The sequence below is a fragment of the Micromonospora palythoicola genome (assembly GCF_036689795.1).
GTDB classification, from domain to species: domain Bacteria; phylum Actinomycetota; class Actinomycetes; order Mycobacteriales; family Micromonosporaceae; genus Micromonospora; species Micromonospora palythoicola.
This window is the reverse complement of the sequence record NZ_JBAGKI010000016.1, coordinates 27,488-49,266: the sequence shown is the minus strand read 5'-3', so window position 1 is coordinate 49,266 and position 21,779 is coordinate 27,488. Positions and strand designations below refer to the sequence as shown.

The following is a 21,779-nucleotide window of genomic DNA, read 5'->3' as shown; positions in this document are numbered from 1 at the left end:
CAGGAGCATGAGTATGGCAGCGAACCCGTCGTTCGACATCGTCAGCAAGGTCGACCGCCAGGAGGTCGACAACGCTCTCCGGCAGGCGGAGAAGGAGCTCGGGACGCGGTTCGACTTTCGGGGCACGGGCGCGGAGATCTCCTGGTCGGGTGAGGAGGCGATCAGCCTCCAGGCGGAGACCGAGGAGCGGGTCCGGGCCGCGTTGGACGTGTTCAAGGAGAAGCTGGTCAAGCGGAACATCTCGCTGAAGTCGCTGGACGCGGGCGACCCGCGCCCCTCGGGCAAGGTCTTCAAGCTGGACGCCAAGGTGATCCAGGGCATCGACCAGGACAAGGCGAAGGCCATCAGCAAGAAGATCCGGGACGAGGGCCCCAAGGGCGTGCAGGCCCAGATCCAGGGCGACCAGCTGCGGGTCACCGGCAAGAAGCGGGACGACCTTCAGGCGGTCATCGCGCTGCTCAAGGCCGAGGACTTCGGCGTGGCCCTCCAGTTCACCAACTACCGGTAACGCAAACCCTGGCTGGCCCGCCTGTTCACCGCATCGGGCACTCCGCCTACCCGGGCAGACGTCGTCACCAGGGGTTGTCCTCTGTCGGTCCGGATCGGCTCTCGACGGCCTGGACAACAGGCGTTCGGCGAACCGTGACGCGACTCCCGGCTGCCCACAAAATCGATGGCGCCAGGTCGCTCTCTGGGTTTGGGTGCGCTCATGAGCATCAGTTTGAGCACCCCGGGCGTCGACGACATGTCATCAGTGGTGGGCGTGCTCAAGCGCTGGCAGTGCGACGGGGGGCCGCTGCACCTGCACTCCGGCGATCTCGGGTGGCACTCGTCGCGTGGTGCCGAGGCGACGGCGGCGGCCATCCGGATATGGCGGCGCGACGGGGAGATTCTCGCGATCGGGCTGCTGGACGGCCCGGAACTGGCGCGCATGGCCGTCGCTCCCGACTGGCGTGATGACGGGGCACTGGCTCGCCGGGTCGCCGCCGATCTGGACGACCCGGGGCGTGTCCTGGCTTCCGGCGGTGCGAGCGTCGAGGCCCGAGGTGCGGAGCTTCTCACCCGGATGCTGCTGCAGCGGGGTTGGCAGCGGGACGAGCCGTGGACAACGTTCCATCGCAGTCTCTCGGAACCGGTACCGGCCTGCGGTCTGCGCATCGAGACGATCGACCCCGATCGCGCCGAGGTGTGGGTCAGCGTTCACTGGTCCGCGTTCCGCGGCTCGCCCTTCACCGACGCCGACCGGCGCCGCACGGTCGATCGTTGGCTCGCCATGGCCGGTGGCCCGTTCTACGCTGACGCACGCTGCCTTGCCGCGTTCGATCAGAACGACGAGGCCGTGGCAGTCGCGGCTGTGTGGTCAGCCGGCCCGGGGCGGCCAGGTCTGCTGGAACCGATGGGCGTCCATCGCAGCCACCGAGGCCGTGGTTACGGCACGGCGATCACGCTTGCCGCCGCCGCGGCCCTTGGCGACATGGGTTCGTCCAGCGCGAGTGTATGCGTGGCGAGTTCCAACGTCGGCGCCGTGGCCACCTACGCCTCGGCCGGCTTCACGCCGACAGCTGAGGTGGCCGATCTGCGCCGTGGTTCCCGGTGAACACCGGGCGCACCCGCGGCGGTCGGGCTCCGCAGCCGGTCCGGCTTCAGGCGTCGGGCCGGTGACGCAGCCAGAGGTACGGCACGGGTTGGTCCCGGTTCCACTCATCCGCCTGGTCCGACGGCACGGGTTCGAAGCCGGCGGCGGTGTAGCACCGAAACGCCGGGGCGTTGTCGGGATGCAACCGCATCAGCACCGCCGGGTGATGGTCCCGGGCCAGGTTGGTGAGCAGGGTGACCATCCGACGGCCCAGGCCCCGGCCACGCAGCGCCGGGGCCACGATGAGGCGGGCCAGCTCCACCTCGGCCTCGTCGTCGTCGAGCCACAGTTCGCCGTACCCGGCGGGCTCTCCGTCCACGAGCGCCAGGTACGCCAGCACGTCGGGTTCGGTTCCCCAGCGCTCGACGTCCTCCGCTGTCACTCGGTCGCGGGAGCACCAGCGGCGGCTCTCCTCGGCAGAGGTCGCCCATCGCGCCACGACGGCCGGATGCGTCGGGCCCACCGCGGTCAGCTCCATGACTCGCCTCCTCGGCACGCGAGGCTACCGCCCGCCCGCGGTCGGGCGAACGGGTTTTGTCGAGGGCCGGGTCCGCCCCGACCGGTCGGGCGGGGCAGCCGTCGGATCCGGGTCAACGGGTGAAGATCAGCAGCAGGACGACCGTGAGGATCGCGCTGACCAGGATCGAGCCGAGACAGCCGATCCGGTTGGAGAAGAAGAGGAACATCCCGCCGGTGTACCCGTGATGGCGCGGGTCAGGCCGAGACGGGCCGTTCGGCCCGGAGGGCGGTGGCCTCCGCGCGGGCGATGGGGCCGGCCGGCAGGGCGGCGACCGCCGCTCCGACGGCGACCGCGGCCCCGGCGAACAGGAAGGCCCACGGCACTCCGCCGGCGTGGTCGACGATCAGCCCGGAGACGGCGCCGCCGACCGCGCTCGCACCGACCGACATGGTCACCACCCAGGTGTACGCCTCGTTCAGCATGCCGGTCGGCGATATTCGCCCGACCAGGGTGTTCTCCAGGGTCAGCGCGGGAGCGATGGCGGCTCCGCCGAACAGCAGGGCGGCACCCAGCGCGCCCGGCGTGGGCATCACGGCGAAGACGGCGAAGCTGCCGGCGAGTACGGCGAGCAGCCAGGCGAACAGGCGGGTCATGTTGCGGGCCGGCCGGCGGACCCCGAACCAGAATCCGCCTATCGCGCTGCCGATCCCCCAGACGGCCAGCAGCAGGCCGGCGAGCCCGTTCGGGTCATCGGCGTTGTAGCGGGTGGCGAAGGCCGGGACGGTCACGCCGGCCGCCCCGAAGGCGATGCCGATGCTGGCCACGCAGAGCAGCAGGGCCGGGAAGCCGGCGACCCGGAGCGGGCCGAGGCCACGGGCGTGGTGCTCCCGAGAGTGCGGACGCCAGCCGCGCATGGCTTGACCGAGCGCCACCGAGAGAGTGCCGACCAGGGTCACCACCGCGGCACCGATCAGCGCCGCACCGGCGTCGGCGACCAGCACGAACCCGGCCACCAGCAGGGGACCGAGCACGAAGACGATCTCGAACAGGGTGGTCTCGGCGGCGAGCGCGGTGTTGCGCAGGTGGTACCGGCCGGAGTCGACGTTCGTCAGGCCGTTCCACGCGCCCCGGATCGCGGCGGTCATCGGCGGGTACGTCCCGCCGGCCATCGCCGAGGCGAGCAGCACCAGCGCAAAAGGGACGGCGTCGGCGCGGGCCGCCCAGAGCAGCCCGATCAGCGCGAGCGGGTGGGCGATCGCGGTGCCGAGCAGCACCGGGGTGGGACCGATCCGGTCGGCGATCCGGCCGGCCACCGGGCTCAGCGCGGCGCCGGAGAGGGCGTAGCAGCCACCGGCCGCGGCGGCCAACGAGTAGCGTCCGGTGACCCCTTCGACGACGAGCAGCAGCGCGAGTGGCGTCATGCCGATCCCGAGTCGTCCGATGATGCCGGTGACCAGCAGGGTCGGTGCGCCTGGAATCTGCCAGACAGCCAGATACCGACGCAGCCCAGCCACAGCGGACCTCCACGAGATGTAATGAGCAAGACTCGGTTAGACCCTAACGCCCGGCGCACGACAGCCCACCCGGTCCGCCCCTGTGTCGGCGCTCACCAACCCCGGGATGCCGCAATCTGCACTCTCGGGCCGCCTCCGGGCGGCCGACATGCCGCAACTCGCGCTGCCGTCCACCCCGGGCGAGACGGCGCCGCCCGCGCCAGACGAGCCAGGCGCGGGCGGCGGTCGCGAGCCGGACCAGGACGGGGCGGACCAGGTGCCGGTGTGGTGCCAGGGTGGGTCAGCGCTGGTGACGCACGGGGCCCAGCTGGCTCGCCAACTGCTCCAGCCGGGCCACCCGCTGCTCCATCGGCGGGTGGGTGGCGAAGAGCGCGGCCACCCCGCCACCCCGGAACGGGTTGGCGATCATGAGGTGGGCGGTGCTGGTGAGCTGCCCCTCGGCCGGCAACGGCCGCCGTTGGGCACCCATGTGGATCTTCCTTAGGGCGCTGGCCAGGGCGAGCGGATCGCGGGTGAGTTCGGCACCCGAGGCGTCCGCCTGGAACTCGCGACTGCGGCTGATCGCCAGCTGGATGACGGTGGCCGCGATCGGTCCGAGGATGATGGTGAGCAGCAGGACCAGGGGGTTCGGGCCGTCCTCGTCGCTGTTTCCGCCCAGCGGGATGAACAGGGCGAGGTTCGCCAGCATGGTGATGATCCCGGCCAGGCCGGCGGCCACGCTGGAGATGAGGATGTCCCGGTTGTAGACGTGCGACAGCTCGTGACCGATGACGCCCCGCAGCTCGCGATAGTCGAGCAGTTCGACGATCCCCTGGGTGACGCAGACGGCCGCGTTCTGCGGGTTGCGTCCGGTGGCGAACGCGTTCGGCTGGGCGGTTGGACTCACGTAGAGCCGGGGCATGGGCTGCCGCGCCTCGGCGGCCAACTCCCGGACCATGTGGTACAGCTCGGGGAACTGTGCCTCGCTGACCGGTTGTGCCCGCATCGAGCGCAGTGCCAGCTTGTCCGAGTAGAAGTACGTGACGCCGTTCATCACCAGCGACACGAGTACGGCGATGACCAGACCGCCACTGCCGCCGAACCAGTAACCCACCGCCAGGATCAACGAGGTGAGCAGGCCGAGCAGCGCGGCGGTCTTCAGACGGTTGTGGTGCACGATCACTCCTTCGGTGCACGGATGCCGGGATCCGCTGACCGGTACAACACCCCGGTACCCGCCAACCATCCGTCTCATGACTGAGAGTTACCTGAGTGACCCAGGGAAGGCGGCTCTCAGCCTCCGGCGAGATCGAGTACGACCTGCGGCGCGAACCCGACGATCAGCGCCACCACGGTCGCCACCGCGAGCGCGGCAGCCACCGCCCGGGTGGGTCGGGCGACAGGGGCCGTGACGTCTCCGGCGGGGGCGTAGAGCAGCGCGGCGGCCCGCAGGTAGTAGGCCAGGCCGATGACCGCGTTGACCGCCACCACCAGGGCCAGCCAGCCGGCGTCACCGCCGAGCAGCGACCGGACCACCGTCACCTTGGCGAACAGCCCGGCCAGGCCGGGTGGCAGGCCGGCGAGGCCGATCAGCGCGAACGCCAGCCCGGCACCGACCCACGGGTGCCGGCGGGCCGCGCCGCGCAGGTCGTCGAGGCTGCCGCCGTCCGCGCCGGCCGGGCGCAGCGCCACCACCCCGGCGAAGGCGGCCAGTTCCAGCAGCACGAAGAAGACGGCGTACGCCAGGGCGGCGGCGTACGCGGCGGTGCGGGCGTCCGCCTCGGCGGTCAGGGCCAGCGCCCCGAGCGGGGCGAGGATGTAGCCGGCCTGGGCCACCGAGGACCAGGCGAGCAGTCGCACCGTGCGCCGCTGCCGCAGCGCCACCAGGTTGCCGACGGTCATCGTCAGTACGGCCACCAGGGCCAGCACCGGTCCGGTCACCTCCGGCGGCAGCGCGTGTCGCACCACCGCCAGCAACGCGATCACCCCGCCGAGCTTCGACGCGGTCGACAGGTACGCGGCCACCGGCAGTGGTGCCCCGTCGTAGGTGGCCGGCGCCCAGGCGTGGAACGGCACCGCCGCCACCTTGAACGCCAGTCCCGCCACCACGAGCGTCACCGCGACCGTGGTCAGCGGCAGGTCGAGCAGCGCCTCGTCGGCGAGGAGGGTGCCCAGCCGTTCCAGGTGCAGCCCGCCGGTGACCGCGTAGAGCAGCGCGGCACCGAGCAGGGTCAGCGTGGTGGCCACCACGCTGACCACGAAGAAGGTCACCGCCGCCTCGGCGCTGGCCAGGCTGCCCCGGCGCAGGCCGACCAGGACGTACAGCGGCAGGGTGAGCACCTCCACCGCCACGATCAGGGTGATCAGGTCGCCGGCCGCGCCGAGCACCACGCCACCGGTCATCGAGCAGGCGAGCAGGAAGCAGTACTCCCCCACCGGGGTGTTCCCGGCCCGCAACAGCGGCCCGGACAACGCCAGCACCCCGAGGACCAGCAACGCCACCAACGCCGCGACCAGGGCCGCCCGGCCACCGAAGAGGTACGAGCAGTCGGCGCCGACGCAGAACGTACGTCGCTCGGCCCCCGAGCCGACGGCCGCCGCGCCGACCGCGGTGGCGACCGCGCCGGTGACCGCCGTGACCACGGTGGCCCGCGGCCGGGCCGCCAGCAGGTCCACCAGCAGCACCAGCACCGCCGTCCCGGCGGCCAGGTACGCCGGCAGCAGCGCCACGTGGTCGACGGCCTGCACCAGACTCGACTCGCTCATCGCGCCACCTCGCTGCGCTCGGCGTCACGATGAGCCACCACCGCACTGCGCCGCAGAATTCGCTCGCTGCGCTCGCTCATCGCGCCACCACCCCCACCAGGGCCTCGACCGGAGCTTCGGCGACGCCCAGCACCAGCGTCGGGGCCAACCCGACGGCCAGCGCGAGCAGCACCAACGGCACCCAGGCGACCAGTTCGGCACGAGCCAGGCCGGGACCGAGTGCGGCGACCACCGGGGTGGGCTCGCCGTGGGTGACCCGCCGCAACATCCGCAGCAGGTACGCCGCCGTCAGTGCGCCGCCGATCGCGGCCAGCACCGCCAGCGTGGTCCAGAGCGCGCCACCGGACTCGACGGCGGCGACCACGGCGAACGCCTCACCCCAGAAGCCGGCCAGCCCGGGCAGCCCCAGCGAGGCGACCGCCGCGAACGCGAGCAGCCCGGACAGGCGCGGGGCGGTCTCCCGCAGCCCGGACAGCTCGGTGAGTGCGCCGGTGTGGGTACGGTCCTTGATCGCGCCGGCCAGGAAGAACAGCAGACCGGTGATGATGCCGTGGGCGACGTTGCCGATCAGCGCCGCCTGGATGCCGGTGGCGGTCAGGGTGGCGACGCCCAGCAGGACGAAGCCCATGTGCCCGACGCTGGAGTACGCGATCAGCCGTTTCAGTTCCGTCTGGGCCAGGCAGACCAGCGAACCGATCAGGATGGCGGCGACGGCGAGCACACCGAGCACCGGCGCGGCCCACCGGGCACCTTCGGGAGCCACTCCCACGGCGACCCGGATCAGGCCGTACGTGCCCATCTTGAGCAGCACCCCGGCGAGCAGCACGCTGCCGACGGTGGGTGCCTGGGTGTGCGCGTCGGGCAGCCACGAGTGCAGCGGCCACAGCGGACTCTTCACCGCGAAGGCCAACGCGAGCAGGGTGAAGGCGGCGAGCTGCGTGGCGCGGGACAGCTGCGTGCCGCCGGTCAGCGCCACGATGTCGGCGGTGCCGGCGGCGGCCACCACGACGTACACGCCGACCAGCAGCAGCACCGAGCCGAACAGGGTGTAGAGGGCGAACTTGCGCCCAGCCCGCCGCCGCGCGTCCAGCGACACCGGGTCCGTGCCGTCGCCGCCCCAGCCGACGATGATCGCGTACATCGGCAGCAGGACGACCTCGAAGAAGAGGAAGAACAACACCAGGTCGAGGGCGAGGAAGGTACCCAGGATGCCCACCTCGACCACCAGCAGCAGCGCCACCAGGGCCCGACCGCTGCCACCACCCGGCACCCGCCAGAGGCTGTATCCGCAGCACAGCAGCGTGAGCAGGGCGGTGAGCACCACCAACGGCCAGGAGATGCCGTCCACGCCCAGATGGAAGCGCAGATCCAGTCCCGGCACCCAGGGCAGGTCGACCGCGTGCCAGGGACGCACCGCGCCCGCGGCATCCGGCGGCGTGTACGCCGACCAGCCGGCCGCCCGCCCGCCGAGCAGCGCCACCGCCGCGACGAGGGTCAGCGCGGCGGCCACGGTGCCCACGACCCGGGCCGCCCGATCGCCGGGAGTGGCCGCCACCGCCAGCGCGCCGAGCGCCGGCACCGCGAGCACCGCCACCAGCAGGAACTCCCCGGCGCTCATGCCGGCCCTCCGCTGCGCTGCCGGACGGCACGAGACACCAAGACGCCGAACCGATGATTCACTCGCTGACGCTCGCTCATGCCGTCGCTCCGATCAGGGCCGCGGCCAGACCGATCAGCAGCGCGCCGGCCAGCACCGCGGCGGCAGCCCGGGGCAGCGCCGCCCGGTGCAGGACGCCCAGGCCGCCGCCGAGAGCGCGGGCGGCGCGTCCGGTGCCGGTGACCGCACCGTCCACCAACCGTTCGTCGGTGGCACGCGCCAGCCGCGCCACCGCTGTCGTCGGTCGTACGACGAGAGTGTGTTGGACGTCGTCCAGCCGGAACGCACGGGCGAAGACCGGCCGCAGCGGACCGAGCGCCGCCGCCGGATCGGTGGTGCGGTCCCGTCGCCAGCCGGCCCACGCCAGGCCGACGCCGATCACGAGCAGTGCCAGCGGCAGCAGCACGGTCGGGGTGAGGTGGATCAGCCCGTCCGCCGGCATCAGATCCGACACTTCGTCGGACCCGACCGGCGGATCGGACCGCAGGTGGCGGGAGAACCAGCCCGGAAAGCCGGCCAGGCCGAGCAGGGCCGCCGGTACGGCCAACGCCAGTACCGGCCAGCGGAGTACCGCCGGCGGGTCATGCGGCTGGGGCAGCGGGGTGCGGGTGGTGCCGAGGAAGGTGCGCAGCAGCAGCCGGGTGGCGTACCAGGCGGTGACGGCCACACCGACCAGCCCGGCGAGCCAGACCAGCCAGCCCAGCCAGGCCGGTGCCGGTCCGTCGCCGTGCAGGGCGGCCTGCTCGGCGGCGGCGAGCACCCCCTCCTTGCTCCAGAAGCCGGACAGCGGCGGCACGCCGGCCAGCGCGCCGAGGCCGATCAGGGTGCACCAGAAGGTCACCGGCATGTCGCGTCGCAGCCCGCCCATCCGGGACATCAGCGTGGTGCCGACCGCGTGGATCACCGCACCGGCGGCGAGAAACAGCAGCGCCTTGAACGCCGCGTGGGTGAGCAGGTGGAACAGTGCGGCCGGTGGGGAACCGACGGCGAGCGCGCCGGTCATGTAGCCGATCTGCGAGACCGTCGACCAGGCGAGCACCCGCTTTATGTCGTCCTGCGCGGTGGCGGCCAGCGCGCCGAGCAGCAGCGTCACCGAGGCCATCACGCCGAGCACGACGAGCGCGGTCGGCGTGGCCTCGAACAGCGGCCACAGCCGGGTGACCGCGTACACGCCGGCGGCGACCATGGTCGCGGCGTGGATCAGCGCGGAGATCGGGGTCGGGCCGGCCATCGCGTCGGGCAGCCAGGTGTGCAGCGGGAACTGGGCGCTCTTGCCGGCCACCCCGGCGAGCAGCAGCAGGCAGGCGGCGGTGAGGGTGGTGGTGCCGTGGTCGTGGGCGAGCACGTCGGCGATCCGGAAGCTGCCCGCCGAGACGCCGAGCAGGGCGATGCCGAGCAGGAACCCGACGTCGCCGACCCGGGTGACCAGGAACGCCTTCATCGCGGCGGCCGGTGCCTCCGGCAGCCGCCGGTCGTGGGCGATGAGCAGGTACGAGCAGAGCCCCATCACCTCCCAGCCGACCAGCAGCAGGATCAGGTCTCCGGAGACCACCACCAGCAGCATGGCGGCGGTGAAGAGGCTGACCTGCGCCGCGTACGGCGGGTAACGGTGCTCGGGCTCCTCGGGTGGCCCCTGCCGGAGGTAGCCGGTCGAGTAGATCTGCACGGCCAGGGCGACCGCGGTGACCGCGACGGCGACGAGGGCGGCGGCGCCGTCGAGGCGTACCCCGAGGGTGACGGTGAGCCCACCCAGCTCGATCCAGGTGGTCGAGGACTCGGCCGGGCCGTCCAGGGTGACCAGCAGGGCCACCGCCAGGGCGAGGGCCGCGCTCGCGCCGGCCACCCCGAGGGTCGCGGCGGCACGGCGGGCGGTCGCCCCGCCGAGGGCCGCGCCACGCGGAGACGCCGGCAGCAGCAGGCCGGTCAGGCCGGCGGTCATCGGTACGAGCGGCAGCAGCGCGCCCAGCAGCGTCGTGGTGTTCACCGCTGGCCCTCCGGCTCGTCACCGGAAACGTGCGGACCGTCCGGGCCGGCAGCGATCGGGCCGGCTCCGGTGGGGGCGATCGGGCCGGCAGCGACCGGCACGGGCTCGTGGGCCGGGCGCTCGGCCAGGGGGATCTCGTCGACGGCGACGTCGGCCCGCATCCGGTAGAGCTGGAGCACGATCGCCAACCCGACCCCGATCTCGGCGGCGGCCAGCACGATCACGAAGAGCGCGAAGACCTGCCCGCCGTGCGGCAGCACCGCCTTCGCCGTGGTGTCGGCGGTGACCAGGATCAGGTTCACCGCGTTGAGCATCAACTCGACGGCCATCAGCACCAGCACCGCGTTGCGCCGCCGCAGCACGCCGTAGACGCCGAGGCCGAACAGGAGCGCGGCGGTGACGTACGGGATGACCGGTCTCACCGCGACCGCCCCCGATCACCCGGCGCGGGCTGCCCGGTGGCGCCGATGTCGGGGCGGGACAGCACGATGGCGCCGACGAGCGCCGAGAGCAGCAGCACCGACAGCACCTCGAAGGGCAGCACCCAACTGCCGAAGACCTGCTCACCGAGCCGCTCGGCGGTGCCCGCCTCGGGCAGCTCCACCGCCGTCCAGCGGTACGCGTCGACGAGCAGCGCCGCCAACCCGAGCCCGGCCCCGCCGCCGATCAACGCGGCCGGCCAGCCTGGACGGTCCAGGTCGTCGGAGGCGCCGATCGGCGCGCGGGTCAACATCACGGCGAACAACAGCAGCACCACCACCGCGCCGACGTAGATGAGCACCTGTACCCAGGCGACCAGTTCGGCGGCGAGCACCAGGTACATGCCGGCCACCGCGCCGAGGCAGACCACCAGGTAGAGCCCGGCGCGGACCAGGTGCCGGGTGGCCACCACCAGCGCCGCCGAGCCGACCGCCACCGCGCCGAGGGCGAGCAGCAGCACGTCCACCCCGGTCACGCGGGCGTACCTTCGTCGTCGGCGCGTGGCGGCACGGGTCGGCGCTCGGGGCGTACCGCCGGGGTGGTCGGGCGGGCGGTGGGCGCGCCCGGGACGGCCGCCTTGCGCGCGGCGGCGGTCTGCTCCTTGGCCGGTTCGCCGTTCGGGTCGTGGGCCGGTGGCGGCGGCACCGTGGCCATCCACTCGCCCAGGTGGTCCTTGTCGTGCAGCAGATCCTTGATGTCGTACTCGGCGTACTCGAACTCCGGCGACCAGTAGAGCGCGTCGAACGGGCAGACCTCGATGCAGATGCCGCAGTACATGCAGAGCGAGAAGTCGATGTCGAACCGGTCGAGCACGTTGCGCTGCCGGGCCCGGGCGGCGCCCGGCACCGACACCTCCTCCTTGTGCGAGTCGATGTAGATGCACCAGTCCGGACACTCGCGGGCGCAGAGCATGCAGACCGTGCAGTTCTCCTCCAGCAGCGCGATCACCCCGCGCGAACGGGGCGGCAGCTCGGGGGCGACGTCCGGGTACTGCGCGGTGGTGGAACGTTTCGTCATCGTCTTCAACGTGACGGCGAGCCCCTTGACCAGGCCGCTGCCGGGCAGGCCGGTCGCCTCGCTTCGCTCGCGCTCGCTCATGCCGAACATCCTGCCCTGTGGGCACGGCGCGCGCGACCACCCCCCGGAGGTAGCCGGTAGTACCGTGGCCACGGGGAGAGACGACGCACCGGAAAGGACCCGTCAATGACCGCCGCGCTGCACGACGACAACCCGGCGCCGGGCGAGTGGACGACGGACGCCCTCGACCGCCTGCCCGACGACGGCCGCCGCCGTGAACTCCTGGACGGACAACTGATCGTGTCGCCCTCCCCCACGCGACTGCACCAATCCATCGCAATGCTGCTCGGCGCCGCCTTGCAGGAGACCTGCCCCGCCGAGTTCGATGTCACCCAGGGGGTGTCGGTGCGGATGTCCCACAGCCGATCCCTCATTCCCGACCTGCTGGTCACCGAGCTGGACGCCGCCGCCCGCAACCCCTCGTCGTATCTGCCGCAGGAGGTCCTGCTGGTGGTGGAGATCGTCTCAGAGCGGACGCGCAGCATCGACCGGGTGCTCAAACCCGCGCTGTACGCCGAGGCGGACATTCCCTTCTTCTGGCGAATCGAGACCGAGGCGGGGATCGTGGTACACGCCCAGCGGCTCGACCCGGTCAAGCGCGTCTACGTCGAGCACGCCCGGATGAGCGACGGCATCCTGCTGGCCGACCCGTGGGAGATGGACATCCCACTCGACCGGATCACCCCTCGGTCACGCTGAGCGCACCGCGCCGGCCTGGCTCCCGCCCGCCGCCCGGTCACCGGGCCGGTCGGAGGAAGATCCGCCATGATGGGGGTGCGGACGAGACGGGCACACCCTGGGGGGCGACATGGGCGAGGACGGCAAGGGCACCGGCGGCAGGTACGTCGAGCCGGGTGAGTTCAAGCGGGACCAGAACTACATCACCACCCGGATCACCGCCGACGGACGGGACGGCTATCCGGTCGAGCCGGGCCGCTACCGGCTGGTGGTCAGCCGCGCCTGTCCGTGGGCGAACCGGCTGATCATCGTGCGTCGGTTGCTGGGTCTGGAGGACGCCATCTCGATGGGCGTCGCCGGTCCGACCCACGACGCGCGGAGCTGGACCTTCGACCTCGACCCGGACGGGCGGGACCCGGTGCTCGGCATCGAGCGCATCCAGGAGGCCTACTTCGCGCGCTATCCGGACTATCCCCGGGGCATCACCGTGCCGGCCATCGTGGACGTGCCCACCGGCCAGGTGGTGACCAACGACTACGCCCAGATGAGCCTGGACCTGTCCACCGAGTGGACCGCGTACCACCGCCCCGGCGCTCCGCAGCTCTATCCGGAGCACCTGCGCGGCGAGATCGACGAGGTGAACGCGCTGGTCTTCGCCGACGTCAACAACGGTGTCTACCGGTGTGGCTTCGCCGGCAGCCAGGAGGCGTACGAGCGGGCGTACCGGCGGCTGTTCGACCGGCTGGACTGGCTCAGTGAGCGACTGGCCGGGCAGCGTTACCTGGTCGGCGACACGATCACCGAGGCCGACGTCCGGCTGTTCACCACGCTGGTCCGCTTCGACCCGGTCTACCACGGCCACTTCAAGTGCAACCGGCAGAAGCTCAGCGAGATGCCGGTGCTGTGGGCGTACGCACGGGACCTGTTCACCATGCCCGGCTTCGGCGACACGATCGACTTCGATCACATCAAGCGGCACTACTACGAGGTGCACCGGGACATCAACCCGACCGGCGTGGTGCCGCTCGGCCCCGACCTGTCGAACTGGCTCACCCCGCACGACCGCGAGTCCCTCGGCGGCCACCCCTTCGGCACCGGCACCCCACCCGAACCCCCCACCCCCACCGAACGGGTAAACCCCACCCACACCCCCCTGGGCTGACCACCCCCAACCATCGCGTTGATCAAGAAGTTTGCGTCTCTGTCAGCTCGAAATCGGACGCAAACTTCTTGATCAACGGGGATCGTCTTGGGGTGGGGCCGGGAGTTCGGTCAGAGGGCGATGCGGATGGCGGCGGTCAGGACTAGTTGGGCCAGGGCGGCGGGGACCAGGACGAGCCAGCAGAGGCGTTGGAGCTGGTCCTCGCGGAGGCGGGGGTAGGAGACCCGGAGCCAGATGATCACGAAGCTGACGGCGGCGACCTTGAGCAGGGTCCAGAGCCAGCCGAGCTGGGCGTCGGCGAACGGGCCCTGCCAGCCGCCGAGGAACAGCACGGTGGTGAGTGCGGCGATCACCACGATGCCGACGTACTCGGCCAGCAGCAGGAACGCGAAACGCAGGCCGGTGTACTCGGTCAGGTAGCCGAAGACCAGCTCCGAGTCGGCGACCGGCATGTCGAAGGGCGGTCGGCGGATCTCGGCCAGTCCGGCCACGAAGAAGATCACCATCGCCGGTGCCTGCCAGAGCAGCCACCACGGCTGCCACGCCTCGACGATGCCGGAGAGGCTGAGCGTCCCGGCGGCCATCGCCACCGACGCGGCGGCCAGCACCAGCGGCAGCTCGTAGCCGAGCAGTTGTGCCGCACCACGCAGCCCACCGAGCAGGCTGTACTTGTTGGCCGACGCCCAGGCGGACATGAGCACGGCCAGCACGCCCACCCCGACCACCGCCAGCACGAAGAACAGCCCGACGTCGAGCGGCTGCCCGACCAGGTCGTTCGGGCCGAGCGGGATCACCAGCAGGGCCAGCAGGTACGGCACCAGCGCCACCGCCGGAGCCAACCGGAACACCGGTCGGTCGGCCGCGCGCGGGGTGACGTCCTCCTTCTGGACGAACTTCACCCCGTCGGCGATCAACTGCGCCCAGCCGTGGAACCCGCCCGCGTACATCGGGCCGAGCCGGCCCTGCATGTGCGCCATCACCTTGTGTTCCGCCTGGCCCACCAGCAGCGGCAGGACGAGGAAGGCGGCCAGCACGCCACCGATCCGGACAACCAGTTCCAGCCAGAGCGGCATCAGGCCTCACCTCCGTCAGCCGGTGCCGACCCGCCCTCGGATGCCGGCCGATCCTCGGCCGTCGGGCCGCCGGTGCCGTTCCCGGGGGCCGGCGACTCCCCGGTGGAGCCGGCATCCCGAGGGGTACGCGGCCCGCGGGCACCCGGTGCCGGGCGGGCCGGGCGCTCCCGGGCCGGGCGGGCCGGGGTGCCGCCGCGCGGGCCCTCCCCCACGCCGCCGGCACCGGCGGGGGTCGGCACGACTCCCCACTCGCCCGGCGCGGGCACGCCCGGAGGTCGGATCGGGCGGCGGCCACCGCCGGCCTCCGACTCACCCGGCTCCTTCGCGCCCGGCCAGGGCTTCGCCACCCGGGACGCCAGCACGAACTCCTTGCGCAGCGGATGCCCCTCGAACTCCGGTGGCAGCAGCAGCGGGCGCAGGTCGGCGTGCCCGGCGAAGTCGATGCCGAACATCTCGTGGGTCTCCCGCTCGTGCCAGGCGGCACCCGGGTAGACCGCCAGCACGGAGTCCACGGTCGGTGTGTCGCGGGGCACCCGGGTCCGCAACAGCACCCCGTGCCGGTGCGCGGTGGACCAGAGATGGGCCACCACGTCGAACCCGTCGGCCAGCTCGTCGACCGCCGACAACCAGTCGAAGTAGTCGCAGGCCAGCGCGGCGTCGTCCCGGGCGGCCAGCAGCGCGGCCCGCCAGGCGTGCGGGGGTACGTCGACGGTGGCCCGGGCATGGACCTGACCGCCGGAGACCGTCGCGGTGGCCTCGACGGGCGCGAGCAGCGCGACGAGCCGTTGGCCGACCTCTTCCGGTGTCATGCCGCTGATCCTAGGCCCTGCGGCCGGCGTCCTCGGTCGAGCCGGAGCGGCGCCGGACGGCGACCGGCCCGGTACGCGCGGGCGGGTCGATGCACGCGGGCGGGTCGATGCACGCGGGCGGGTCGATGCACGCGGGCGGGTCGATGCACGCGGCCGGCCCGGTGCACGCGGGCGGGTCGGTGCACACGGGCGGGTCGGTGCACGCGGCCGGGTGACTCCGGTGCGCTTCGCCGGTGCCGCCCGCCGGTGAGCACCAGGATGGACCTGTGCGCGCTGTGACCGTCATTCCCGGAGTACCCGGCTCGCTGCGGCTGCTCGACGACTACCCGGAACCGGCCCCCGAGGAGGGACCGATCCTGGTGGAGGCCCTCTCGGTGGGCGTCTGCGGCACCGACATCGAGATCATCGAAGGGCAGTACGGCGAGGCGCCGCCCGGCACCGATCACCTGGTGCTCGGGCACGAGTCACTCGGTCGGGTGCTGGAGGATCCGACCGGCACCCGGCAGCCGGGCGACCTGGTGGCCGGGATCGTCCGGCATCCCGATCCGATGCCCTGCCCGAACTGCGCGGTCGGCGAGTGGGACATGTGCCGCAACGGCCTGTTCACCGAGCACGGCATCAAGGCGTTGCCGGGCTTCGCCCGCGAGCGGTGGCGGTTGCAGCCCCGCTTCGCGGTGGGACTCGACCCCTCGCTGATCGAGGTGGGGATGCTGCTCGAACCGACAAGTGTGATGGTCAAGGCGTGGGACCACGTCGACCGGATCGGCCTGCGGGCGGAGTGGCAGCCCCGCACCGCGCTGATCACCGGTGCCGGGCCGATCGGCCTGCTCGCGGCGCTGCTGGCCAGTCAACGGGGCCTCTCCGTGCACGTGCTCGACCTGGCCACCGAGGGCCCGAAGCCGGCGCTCGCCGGCGCGCTCGGCGCCACGTACCACTCCGGACCGCTCGACCAACTCGACCTGGAGCCGGACGTCATCGTCGAGTGCACCGGCGCGCCGGTGGTCGTGCTGGAGGCGATGTGCAAGGTCGGTCCCAACGGGATCGTCTGCCTGGCGGGCGTGTCCAGCGGCGGCCGGACGATCGACTTCGACGCGGGCGCGCTGAACCGGACCCTCGTGCTGGAGAACAACGTCGTCTTCGGCTCGGTGAACGCCAACCGGCGGCACTGGGAGGGTGCCGCCGAGGCCCTGTCCAAGGCCGACCCGGCCTGGCTCGCCTCGCTGATCACCCGCCGGGTGCCGCTGGCCCAGTACGCCACCGCCTACTCGCCCGGACCGCAGGACATCAAGGTCGTCCTCGACTTCGCCGCCTGAGCGCCCCGCAGGATCTTCTCAGACGCCGGGCAGCCGGCCGTTGCGGAACAGGTCGACGAAGAGCTGGTGATCATGGCGGGCGCGTACCCCGTACGTGTGGGCGAAGTCGACCAGGTGCCCGACGAAGCCGGCGGTGTCCGCGTCCACGACGGCGACGATGGCCTCCTCGGTCGAGTAGTCGACCAGGTCGTGGCTGGACTCGTCGTCGGCCACCGAGTGCATCCGGGCGACCGCCCGCCCCAGGTCGGCCAGCACCCCGGCCAGTTCCTCGGGCTCGTTGACGTCCGCCCAGTCGAGGTCTGCCGCGTACGGGGACACCTCGGCGACGAGTTGACCGACGCCGTCGAGTTCGGTGAAGCCCAGCCACGGGTCGGCGTGCGCCTGGAGAGCGCGCTGCGACTCGGCGGTGCGGTGCCCCTGGTGCCGGAAGTAGCCACGGACCCGCTCGTCGTCGACGTGGCGGGCCACCGCCGGCACCTGAGCCTGCTTCATGTAGATCACGACGTCGTTCTCCAACGCCTGGGTGTGCCCCTCCAGCAGGAGGTTGTACGACGGCAGGCCGGCCGAGCCGATGCCCACCCCCTTGCGCAGCACCACGTCCTTGATCTGGGCGGCGAGCGGCCGGGCCTGCGTCGTGGCGGGCGGCAGCGTCTCCAGGTACGCCTCGAACGCCGCGCACACCCGCGCCCGCACGTCACCGTCGATCTCGTACACCCCGTCGCCCACGGAGAAGCGCCGCTCGTAGTTGTCGATGGTGGTCTGTCCGCGCAGCAGGTCGACCCGGGTGTTCAACCGCGCCTGCTGGAGCACCCGGCGCAGCACACCGTCGGCGTTGTCCAGGGTGATCGACCCGATGGCGTCGTCCCCACCGGCGGCGATGGCCCGCAGTTCGACCAGGTACGCGTCCGCGAAGCAGGTGACCAGGTCGCTGATGACCCGGTCGGAGAGCGCCTTGGTGTAGCCGATCAGCGCGACGCTGGCGACGAACCGCCGCAGGTCCCAGGTGAACGGCCCGACGTACGCCTCGTCGAAGTCGTTGACGTTGAAGACGAGCTGACCGGAGCCGTTCATGTAGGTGCCGAAGTTCTCCGCGTGCAGGTCGCCGTGGATCCACACCCGGCTGGTCCGCCCGTCGAGGAAGCGGTCGTCGGCGAAGTCGCCCCGCTGGTCGGCGTAGAAGAGGCTGGCACTGCCCCGGTAGAAGGCGAACGGCGAGGCGGCCATCTTGCGGAACTTGCGCCGGAAGGCGGCGGGATCGAGCGCCATCAGGGTGCCGAACTCCTCGGTCAGCACCTCGACGATGAAGGCGGAACGCTGCTCGGCGACGTCGGTCATGATCCGTACGCTAGCGAAGCCACACCACCCGGACGGCCAGCCGAGCGACCGGTCTCACCGGACCGACCGGACCCCGGTCCGCACCCGGCCGGGCACCTCCGCCGGTCAGGGATTCGGTGGACGCACCGGCAGTGCGGTCAGGGAGGCGACCGAGCGGGCGGGGGCGCCGTCGCGGGGCGGAGCGTCGACCGGTGGGGCGAGCGGGTCGGTGCGCGGCACCCCGCCGATGCCGGACTGCTCGGCGGCGATCTTCTCCTGGAGCCGGAGGATGCCGTGCAGCAGCGCCTCCGGCCGGGGCGGGCAGCCGGGCACGTACACGTCGACCGGGATGAGCTGGTCGACTCCCTTGGTCACCGAGTACGAGTCCCAGTACGGGCCGCCGCAGTTGGAGCAGGCACCGAACGAGATCACGTACTTCGGCTCGGGCATCTGGTCGTAGAGCCGCTTGATCGCCGGAGCCATCTTGTCGGTGACGGTGCCGGAGACCACCATCAGGTCGGCCTGCCGGGGGCCGTGCGCGAACGGGATCACGCCCAGCCGCATGAAGTCGTGCCGGGACATGCTCGTCGCGATGAACTCGATGGCGCAGCAGGCCAGGCCGAAGTTGAAGACCCAGAGCGAGTAGCGCCGGCCCCAGTTGAGCACGAACCGGATCGGCTCACCGAGCACCGCAGGCAGCTGCACGACCGCTCCCCCTCCCGTCCCCGACAGTCAACCACAGCGGCCCGACGGGTGCGGTGGCCGCTGCCCGGCGAGGAGGTCGCCGGGCGGTGCGCGATCAGGGACCGGTGGGCGCTACCACGTGGGACGTTGCAGCAGGCTGACGAACTCGACGAGCAGCCGTTCACGCAGCGCCGGTGGGGCGGCGTCGAGCAGCGTGTTGACCGGGGCCATCCGCTCCGGCAGCCCACCGCCCGGGCCCAGCCCGAGGCCGGCGGCGAGCCCGGCGACCAGGTCGCCGGTCAGCTCCTCCGGCGCCAGCGTGCCGGCCAGGGCCCGCAGCTGCGGCGGCAACCCGACCGGGCCCGCCGCACGGGCGGCGGCGACCGCGTCGGCCAGGTCGGGACCGAACTCCGCCGCCCGCGGCGCCACCGCGGCGGTCACCGTGAGGTGCACGCTTGGCGGCAGGCCGGCGTACGACAGTTGGGGCTGGGTGTGCCAGCCCCGCGCGGCCAACTCGTCGACCAGCATGAACAGGTCCGGCCCGGTTTCGGTGGCGGTGAAGCAGACCACCGTCGACTCCGGCTCGGCGACCAGCCGCAACCCGTCGGCGCCGCGTACCGCCTCGGCCAGGGTGCACACCGCCGCCCAGGTGGAGCGGGTCAGCTCCAGGTAGCCGTCGTCACCGAGATGCCGCACCGTGGCGTACGCGGCGGCGATCGGCCCACCGGAGCGGGTGGAGGAGATCACTGGGTTGATCATGGTGTACCCGGGCCAGTCGGCGTACGCGAAGTACTGCGGAGCACGCAGGTGCGGATCCCGGTGCAGCAGCACCGACACGCCCTTCGGCGCGTACGCGTACTTGTGCAGGTCAACCGAGATCGAGGTGACGCCGGGCACGGACAGGTCGAACGGGGGCACCGGCAGGCCGAGGCGCCGCAGGTACGGCAGCGTCCAGCCGCCGAAGCAGGCGTCCACATGGCAACGGACCCCGGCGGCGGCGGCCACCTCGGCGATCTGTTCGACCGGGTCCACGACGCCGTGCGCGTACGAGGGGGCGGAGCAGGCCACCAGCACCGTCTCCGGCCGCAGGGCGGCGGCCACGTCGGCGACGGCCGGCCGCAGGGTGCCCGGGTCGACCGGCACGGTGTCGAGTTCCACCCGCAGGTAGTGGGCCGCCTTGGCGAAGGCGGCATGGGCGCTTGTCGGTACCACGATCCGGGGTGCCGCGATGTCCGGCCGGGCGTCCCGGGCGGTCTTCACGGCCAGGATGAGCGACTCGGTGCCGCCGCTGGTGACGCTGCCGACGACGTCCGCAGCGGTGGTGCCCGGCCCGCCGCCGAGCAGCCGCGCCGCCGCCGCGACAAGCGTGTTCTCCATGGCCAGCAGGGACGGGAAGGCGGTCGGGTCGAGCCCGTTGACGTGGGCGCTCTCGGCGTACGCGGCGGCGGCGAGCGCGTCCAGCCCGGGCACCGCGGGGTCGTACACGTACGCGAACAGCCGCCCCCCGTGTGTCGGCCGATCCAGCGCCCGCAGCTCGCGGATCTCCGCCAGCACCTGCTCCGCCGGCATCCCGTCCGGCCGGTTCTCGTCGATCATGGAGTGGTGGCGCCCTTTCCGTGGATTCCTGCGGCTTCTGTTCCGGCCACCACCGCATGATCGGCGGTGGTCGGGGGCGGGGTGGGGGAGGTGAGGCGGGCCGGGGTCAGGTCGTAGGGGCGCAGCAGGAGGGTGGCCAGGCCGATCAGGAGGGCGGGCAGGACCGTGAAGCCGAGCAGGACGCCGAGCCGGGCGGTGTCGGACTGGGCGGCGGAGGCGCCGGTGGTGGAGGAGACGTAGCCGGTCAGGGCGAGCACCAGCCCGTAGATGCCGGGACCGAGGGCCAGACCGAAGGTCTCACCGGCCGTCCACACGCCGGTGAAGACCCCGGCCTGCCGACGGCCGGTGCGCGCGGTGTCGTACGCGATGCAGTCCGGGAGCATGGCCAGCGCGAACACCTGTTGTCCGGCGTACCCGACGCCGAGGAGCGCGACCAGCAGGTAGACCAGGGCGGCCGGCAGCACCGGCGCGGCGACCAACGCCAGCCCGCCGGCCGCCAGGATCAGTGACGCCGCCACCAGGGCGGCGAGCTTGCCCACCCGCGCACCCACCCGGGACCAGAGCGGCATCACCACCAGCGCCGGGCCGACGAAGCAGACGAAGAGCACCGTCGGGCCGGTCGCCGGATCCTCCAGCACGTGGTCGGCGAAGTACTGGACCCCGGCGAGGATGGTGGCCACCCCGGCGGACTGCACCACGAAGCAGAGCAGCAGCGCCCGGAAGGGCCGGTTGCGGGCGGCGACGGTGAGTTGGGCGCGCAGGCTCGGCTCGCTCTCGCCGATCGTGCCCTGCGGGGCGGACCGGGTGCCGAGAAAGGCGCCGACGGCGCCGAGCGCGATGAGGGCGGCCACGAAGACGCCCATCCACCGGTGCCCGGGAACGCCTCCGCCGGCCGCGTCGCGCACCAGCGGTGCCACCGCACCGGCGACCAGGATGGCCAGCGCCAGCACCGCGATCCGCCAGGTCATCATCCGGGTGCGCTCGGCGTAGTCACTTGTCAGCTCGGCCGGCATCGCCACGTACGGCACCTGGAAGAAGGCGAACGCGGTCGCCGTGGCCAGGAACGCGACGGCGACGTACGCCCCGGACGCGGGACCGGCTCCGAACGGCGCGGCGAAGATGGCCCCGAAGAGGACGGCAAGTGCCAGCCCACCGAAGAGCAGGTACGGACGACGGGCTCCCCAGCGCGACCGGGTGCGGTCGGAGATCCGCCCGGCGACCGGGTTGACCAGCACGTCCCACGCCTTCGGCAGCAGCACCAGCAGGGCGGCCACCCCGGCGGCCACCCCGAGCGTGTCGGTGAGGTAGGGCAGCAGCAGCAGACCCGGCACGGTGCCGAAGGCCCCGGTCGCCAGCGAGCCGAGCGCGTAGCCGGCGTGCACCCCTCGGGGCAGCGCGCCGGTCCCCTGCGGGGTCGCGCCGGAAGCGGCCGTCGTGGGCGCGGCGGCGGAAGCGGCCGACGTGGGTGCGGCGGCGGGTGCCGTGCCGGGGGCCGCCGGACCGGCAGCGGGCGCGGGCTGTCCGGGGGTGGGCGTGGGGCCGGAGCCACCCGGCAACGCGGTCATGGGGCCGAATATTACTCACGTTATGGTGGGGG

General features: G+C 72.6%; 20 protein-coding genes and 1 pseudogene. 6 read left to right on the top strand and 15 right to left on the bottom strand.

Features of this window, described 5'->3' with window-relative positions:
- The first annotated feature begins 7 nt into the window (after positions 1-7).
- Both V5O40_RS09935 and V5O40_RS09930 read left to right on the top strand, forming a co-directional pair.
- The gene (locus V5O40_RS09935; RefSeq protein WP_332905205.1) at positions 8-508 is read left to right on the top strand and encodes a YajQ family cyclic di-GMP-binding protein; all 501 of its coding nucleotides are present in this window, start codon (positions 8-10) and stop codon (positions 506-508) included.
- Between the two features lie 201 nt (positions 509-709).
- Complete coding sequence (locus V5O40_RS09930; protein ID WP_332905224.1) at positions 710-1,597, top strand: GNAT family N-acetyltransferase; 888 nt, start codon at positions 710-712, stop codon at positions 1,595-1,597.
- Between the two features lie 46 nt (positions 1,598-1,643).
- Here V5O40_RS09930 and V5O40_RS09925 read toward each other — a convergent pair whose 3' ends face one another.
- Positions 1,644-2,114: a GNAT family N-acetyltransferase gene (locus V5O40_RS09925; protein ID WP_332905204.1), complete on the bottom strand. Its 471-nt coding sequence runs from the start codon at positions 2,112-2,114 to the stop codon at positions 1,644-1,646.
- A 106-nt stretch (positions 2,115-2,220) separates the two neighbouring features.
- Between V5O40_RS09925 and V5O40_RS27920 the strand changes: the two are divergent.
- Positions 2,221-2,322: pseudogene (locus tag V5O40_RS27920) on the top strand (DUF1275 domain-containing protein); the annotation flags it as partial.
- A 28-nt stretch (positions 2,323-2,350) separates the two neighbouring features.
- Here the strand turns inward: V5O40_RS27920 and V5O40_RS09920 are convergent.
- From V5O40_RS09920 to V5O40_RS09885, 8 genes are all read right to left on the bottom strand, one after another.
- Positions 2,351-3,610: an MFS transporter gene (locus V5O40_RS09920; RefSeq protein ID WP_332905203.1), complete on the bottom strand. Its 1,260-nt coding sequence runs from the start codon at positions 3,608-3,610 to the stop codon at positions 2,351-2,353.
- Positions 3,611-3,890: 280 nt separating this feature from the next.
- Positions 3,891-4,766: a zinc metalloprotease HtpX gene (gene htpX, locus V5O40_RS09915; RefSeq protein ID WP_332905202.1), complete on the bottom strand. Its 876-nt coding sequence runs from the start codon at positions 4,764-4,766 to the stop codon at positions 3,891-3,893.
- A 116-nt stretch (positions 4,767-4,882) separates the two neighbouring features.
- Entirely contained in the window at positions 4,883-6,355 is a 1,473-nt protein-coding gene (locus V5O40_RS09910) for an NADH-quinone oxidoreductase subunit N (RefSeq protein WP_332905201.1), read from the bottom strand.
- A gap of 76 nt (positions 6,356-6,431) precedes the next feature.
- Positions 6,432-7,973: a complex I subunit 4 family protein gene (locus tag V5O40_RS09905; protein WP_332905200.1), complete on the bottom strand. Its 1,542-nt coding sequence runs from the start codon at positions 7,971-7,973 to the stop codon at positions 6,432-6,434.
- 76 nt (positions 7,974-8,049) lie between these two features.
- Positions 8,050-9,951 (bottom strand): NADH-quinone oxidoreductase subunit 5 family protein, encoded by a 1,902-nt coding sequence (locus V5O40_RS09900; RefSeq protein ID WP_408631853.1) that lies wholly within the window; start codon positions 9,949-9,951, stop codon positions 8,050-8,052.
- A gap of 41 nt (positions 9,952-9,992) precedes the next feature.
- Positions 9,993-10,418 (bottom strand): NADH-quinone oxidoreductase subunit NuoK, encoded by a 426-nt coding sequence (gene nuoK / locus V5O40_RS09895; RefSeq protein ID WP_332905198.1) that lies wholly within the window; start codon positions 10,416-10,418, stop codon positions 9,993-9,995.
- Complete coding sequence (locus tag V5O40_RS09890) at positions 10,415-10,951, bottom strand: NADH-quinone oxidoreductase subunit J family protein (protein ID WP_332905197.1); 537 nt, start codon at positions 10,949-10,951, stop codon at positions 10,415-10,417. Before V5O40_RS09890 ends, nuoK begins: the two co-directional genes overlap by 4 nt.
- Entirely contained in the window at positions 10,948-11,583 is a 636-nt protein-coding gene (locus V5O40_RS09885) for a NuoI/complex I 23 kDa subunit family protein (protein ID WP_332905196.1), read from the bottom strand. The genes V5O40_RS09890 and V5O40_RS09885 overlap by 4 nt, the downstream gene beginning before the upstream one ends.
- A gap of 96 nt (positions 11,584-11,679) precedes the next feature.
- Here V5O40_RS09885 and V5O40_RS09880 point away from each other — a divergent pair, with 96 nt between their 5' ends.
- Both V5O40_RS09880 and V5O40_RS09875 read left to right on the top strand, forming a co-directional pair.
- The gene (locus V5O40_RS09880) at positions 11,680-12,252 is read left to right on the top strand and encodes a Uma2 family endonuclease (RefSeq protein WP_332905195.1); all 573 of its coding nucleotides are present in this window, start codon (positions 11,680-11,682) and stop codon (positions 12,250-12,252) included.
- A 109-nt stretch (positions 12,253-12,361) separates the two neighbouring features.
- The gene (locus tag V5O40_RS09875; protein WP_332905194.1) at positions 12,362-13,393 is read left to right on the top strand and encodes a glutathione S-transferase family protein; all 1,032 of its coding nucleotides are present in this window, start codon (positions 12,362-12,364) and stop codon (positions 13,391-13,393) included.
- Between the two features lie 110 nt (positions 13,394-13,503).
- On the opposite strand, the gene V5O40_RS09870 is transcribed toward V5O40_RS09875, so the two are convergent.
- Positions 13,504-14,466: a complex I subunit 1/NuoH family protein gene (locus V5O40_RS09870; protein WP_269738333.1), complete on the bottom strand. Its 963-nt coding sequence runs from the start codon at positions 14,464-14,466 to the stop codon at positions 13,504-13,506.
- The gene (locus V5O40_RS09865) at positions 14,466-15,275 is read right to left on the bottom strand and encodes an NADH-quinone oxidoreductase subunit C (protein ID WP_332905193.1); all 810 of its coding nucleotides are present in this window, start codon (positions 15,273-15,275) and stop codon (positions 14,466-14,468) included. Before V5O40_RS09865 ends, V5O40_RS09870 begins: the two co-directional genes overlap by 1 nt.
- Before the next feature lie 266 nt (positions 15,276-15,541).
- On the opposite strand from V5O40_RS09865, the gene V5O40_RS09860 reads away from it, so the two are divergent.
- Positions 15,542-16,588, top strand: coding sequence for a glucose 1-dehydrogenase (locus V5O40_RS09860; RefSeq protein ID WP_269738335.1), 1,047 nt, complete (start codon positions 15,542-15,544; stop codon positions 16,586-16,588).
- An 18-nt stretch (positions 16,589-16,606) separates the two neighbouring features.
- Here V5O40_RS09860 and V5O40_RS09855 read toward each other — a convergent pair whose 3' ends face one another.
- From V5O40_RS09855 to V5O40_RS09840, 4 genes are all read right to left on the bottom strand, one after another.
- Positions 16,607-17,923, bottom strand: a complete 1,317-nt coding sequence (locus V5O40_RS09855) for a DUF2252 domain-containing protein (protein WP_332905192.1) — start codon at positions 17,921-17,923, stop codon at positions 16,607-16,609.
- Positions 17,924-18,028: 105 nt separating this feature from the next.
- Positions 18,029-18,607: an NADH-quinone oxidoreductase subunit B gene (locus V5O40_RS09850; protein WP_332905191.1), complete on the bottom strand. Its 579-nt coding sequence runs from the start codon at positions 18,605-18,607 to the stop codon at positions 18,029-18,031.
- Between the two features lie 111 nt (positions 18,608-18,718).
- On the bottom strand, positions 18,719-20,182 hold the full coding sequence (locus V5O40_RS09845) for a pyridoxal phosphate-dependent decarboxylase family protein (RefSeq protein WP_332905190.1): 1,464 nt from the start codon (positions 20,180-20,182) through the stop codon (positions 18,719-18,721).
- Positions 20,179-21,747 (bottom strand): MFS transporter, encoded by a 1,569-nt coding sequence (locus tag V5O40_RS09840; protein ID WP_332905189.1) that lies wholly within the window; start codon positions 21,745-21,747, stop codon positions 20,179-20,181. Before V5O40_RS09840 ends, V5O40_RS09845 begins: the two co-directional genes overlap by 4 nt.
- Positions 21,748-21,779 lie beyond the last annotated feature (32 nt).

Excerpts from the sequence above, each read along its gene's own strand:
- V5O40_RS09875 (WP_332905194.1), top strand. The coding sequence starts at position 12,362 with ATGGGCGAGGACGGCAAGGGCACCGGCGGCAGGTACGTCGAGCCGGGT.
- V5O40_RS09870 (WP_269738333.1), bottom strand. The coding sequence starts at position 14,466 with ATGCCGCTCTGGCTGGAACTGGTTGTCCGGATCGGTGGCGTGCTGGCC.
- V5O40_RS09935 (WP_332905205.1), top strand. The coding sequence starts at position 8 with ATGAGTATGGCAGCGAACCCGTCGTTCGACATCGTCAGCAAGGTCGAC.
- V5O40_RS09905 (WP_332905200.1), bottom strand. The coding sequence starts at position 7,973 with ATGAGCGCCGGGGAGTTCCTGCTGGTGGCGGTGCTCGCGGTGCCGGCG.
- V5O40_RS09910 (WP_332905201.1), bottom strand. The coding sequence starts at position 6,355 with ATGAGCGAGTCGAGTCTGGTGCAGGCCGTCGACCACGTGGCGCTGCTG.
- V5O40_RS09930 (WP_332905224.1), top strand. The coding sequence starts at position 710 with ATGAGCATCAGTTTGAGCACCCCGGGCGTCGACGACATGTCATCAGTG.
- V5O40_RS09880 (WP_332905195.1), top strand. The coding sequence starts at position 11,680 with ATGACCGCCGCGCTGCACGACGACAACCCGGCGCCGGGCGAGTGGACG.
- V5O40_RS09840 (WP_332905189.1), bottom strand. The coding sequence starts at position 21,747 with ATGACCGCGTTGCCGGGTGGCTCCGGCCCCACGCCCACCCCCGGACAG.
- V5O40_RS09900 (WP_408631853.1), bottom strand. The coding sequence starts at position 9,951 with ATGACCGCCGGCCTGACCGGCCTGCTGCTGCCGGCGTCTCCGCGTGGC.
- V5O40_RS09865 (WP_332905193.1), bottom strand. The coding sequence starts at position 15,275 with ATGACACCGGAAGAGGTCGGCCAACGGCTCGTCGCGCTGCTCGCGCCC.
- V5O40_RS09845 (WP_332905190.1), bottom strand. The coding sequence starts at position 20,182 with ATGATCGACGAGAACCGGCCGGACGGGATGCCGGCGGAGCAGGTGCTG.
- V5O40_RS09855 (WP_332905192.1), bottom strand. The coding sequence starts at position 17,923 with ATGACCGACGTCGCCGAGCAGCGTTCCGCCTTCATCGTCGAGGTGCTG.
- V5O40_RS09885 (WP_332905196.1), bottom strand. The coding sequence starts at position 11,583 with ATGTTCGGCATGAGCGAGCGCGAGCGAAGCGAGGCGACCGGCCTGCCC.
- V5O40_RS09925 (WP_332905204.1), bottom strand. The coding sequence starts at position 2,114 with ATGGAGCTGACCGCGGTGGGCCCGACGCATCCGGCCGTCGTGGCGCGA.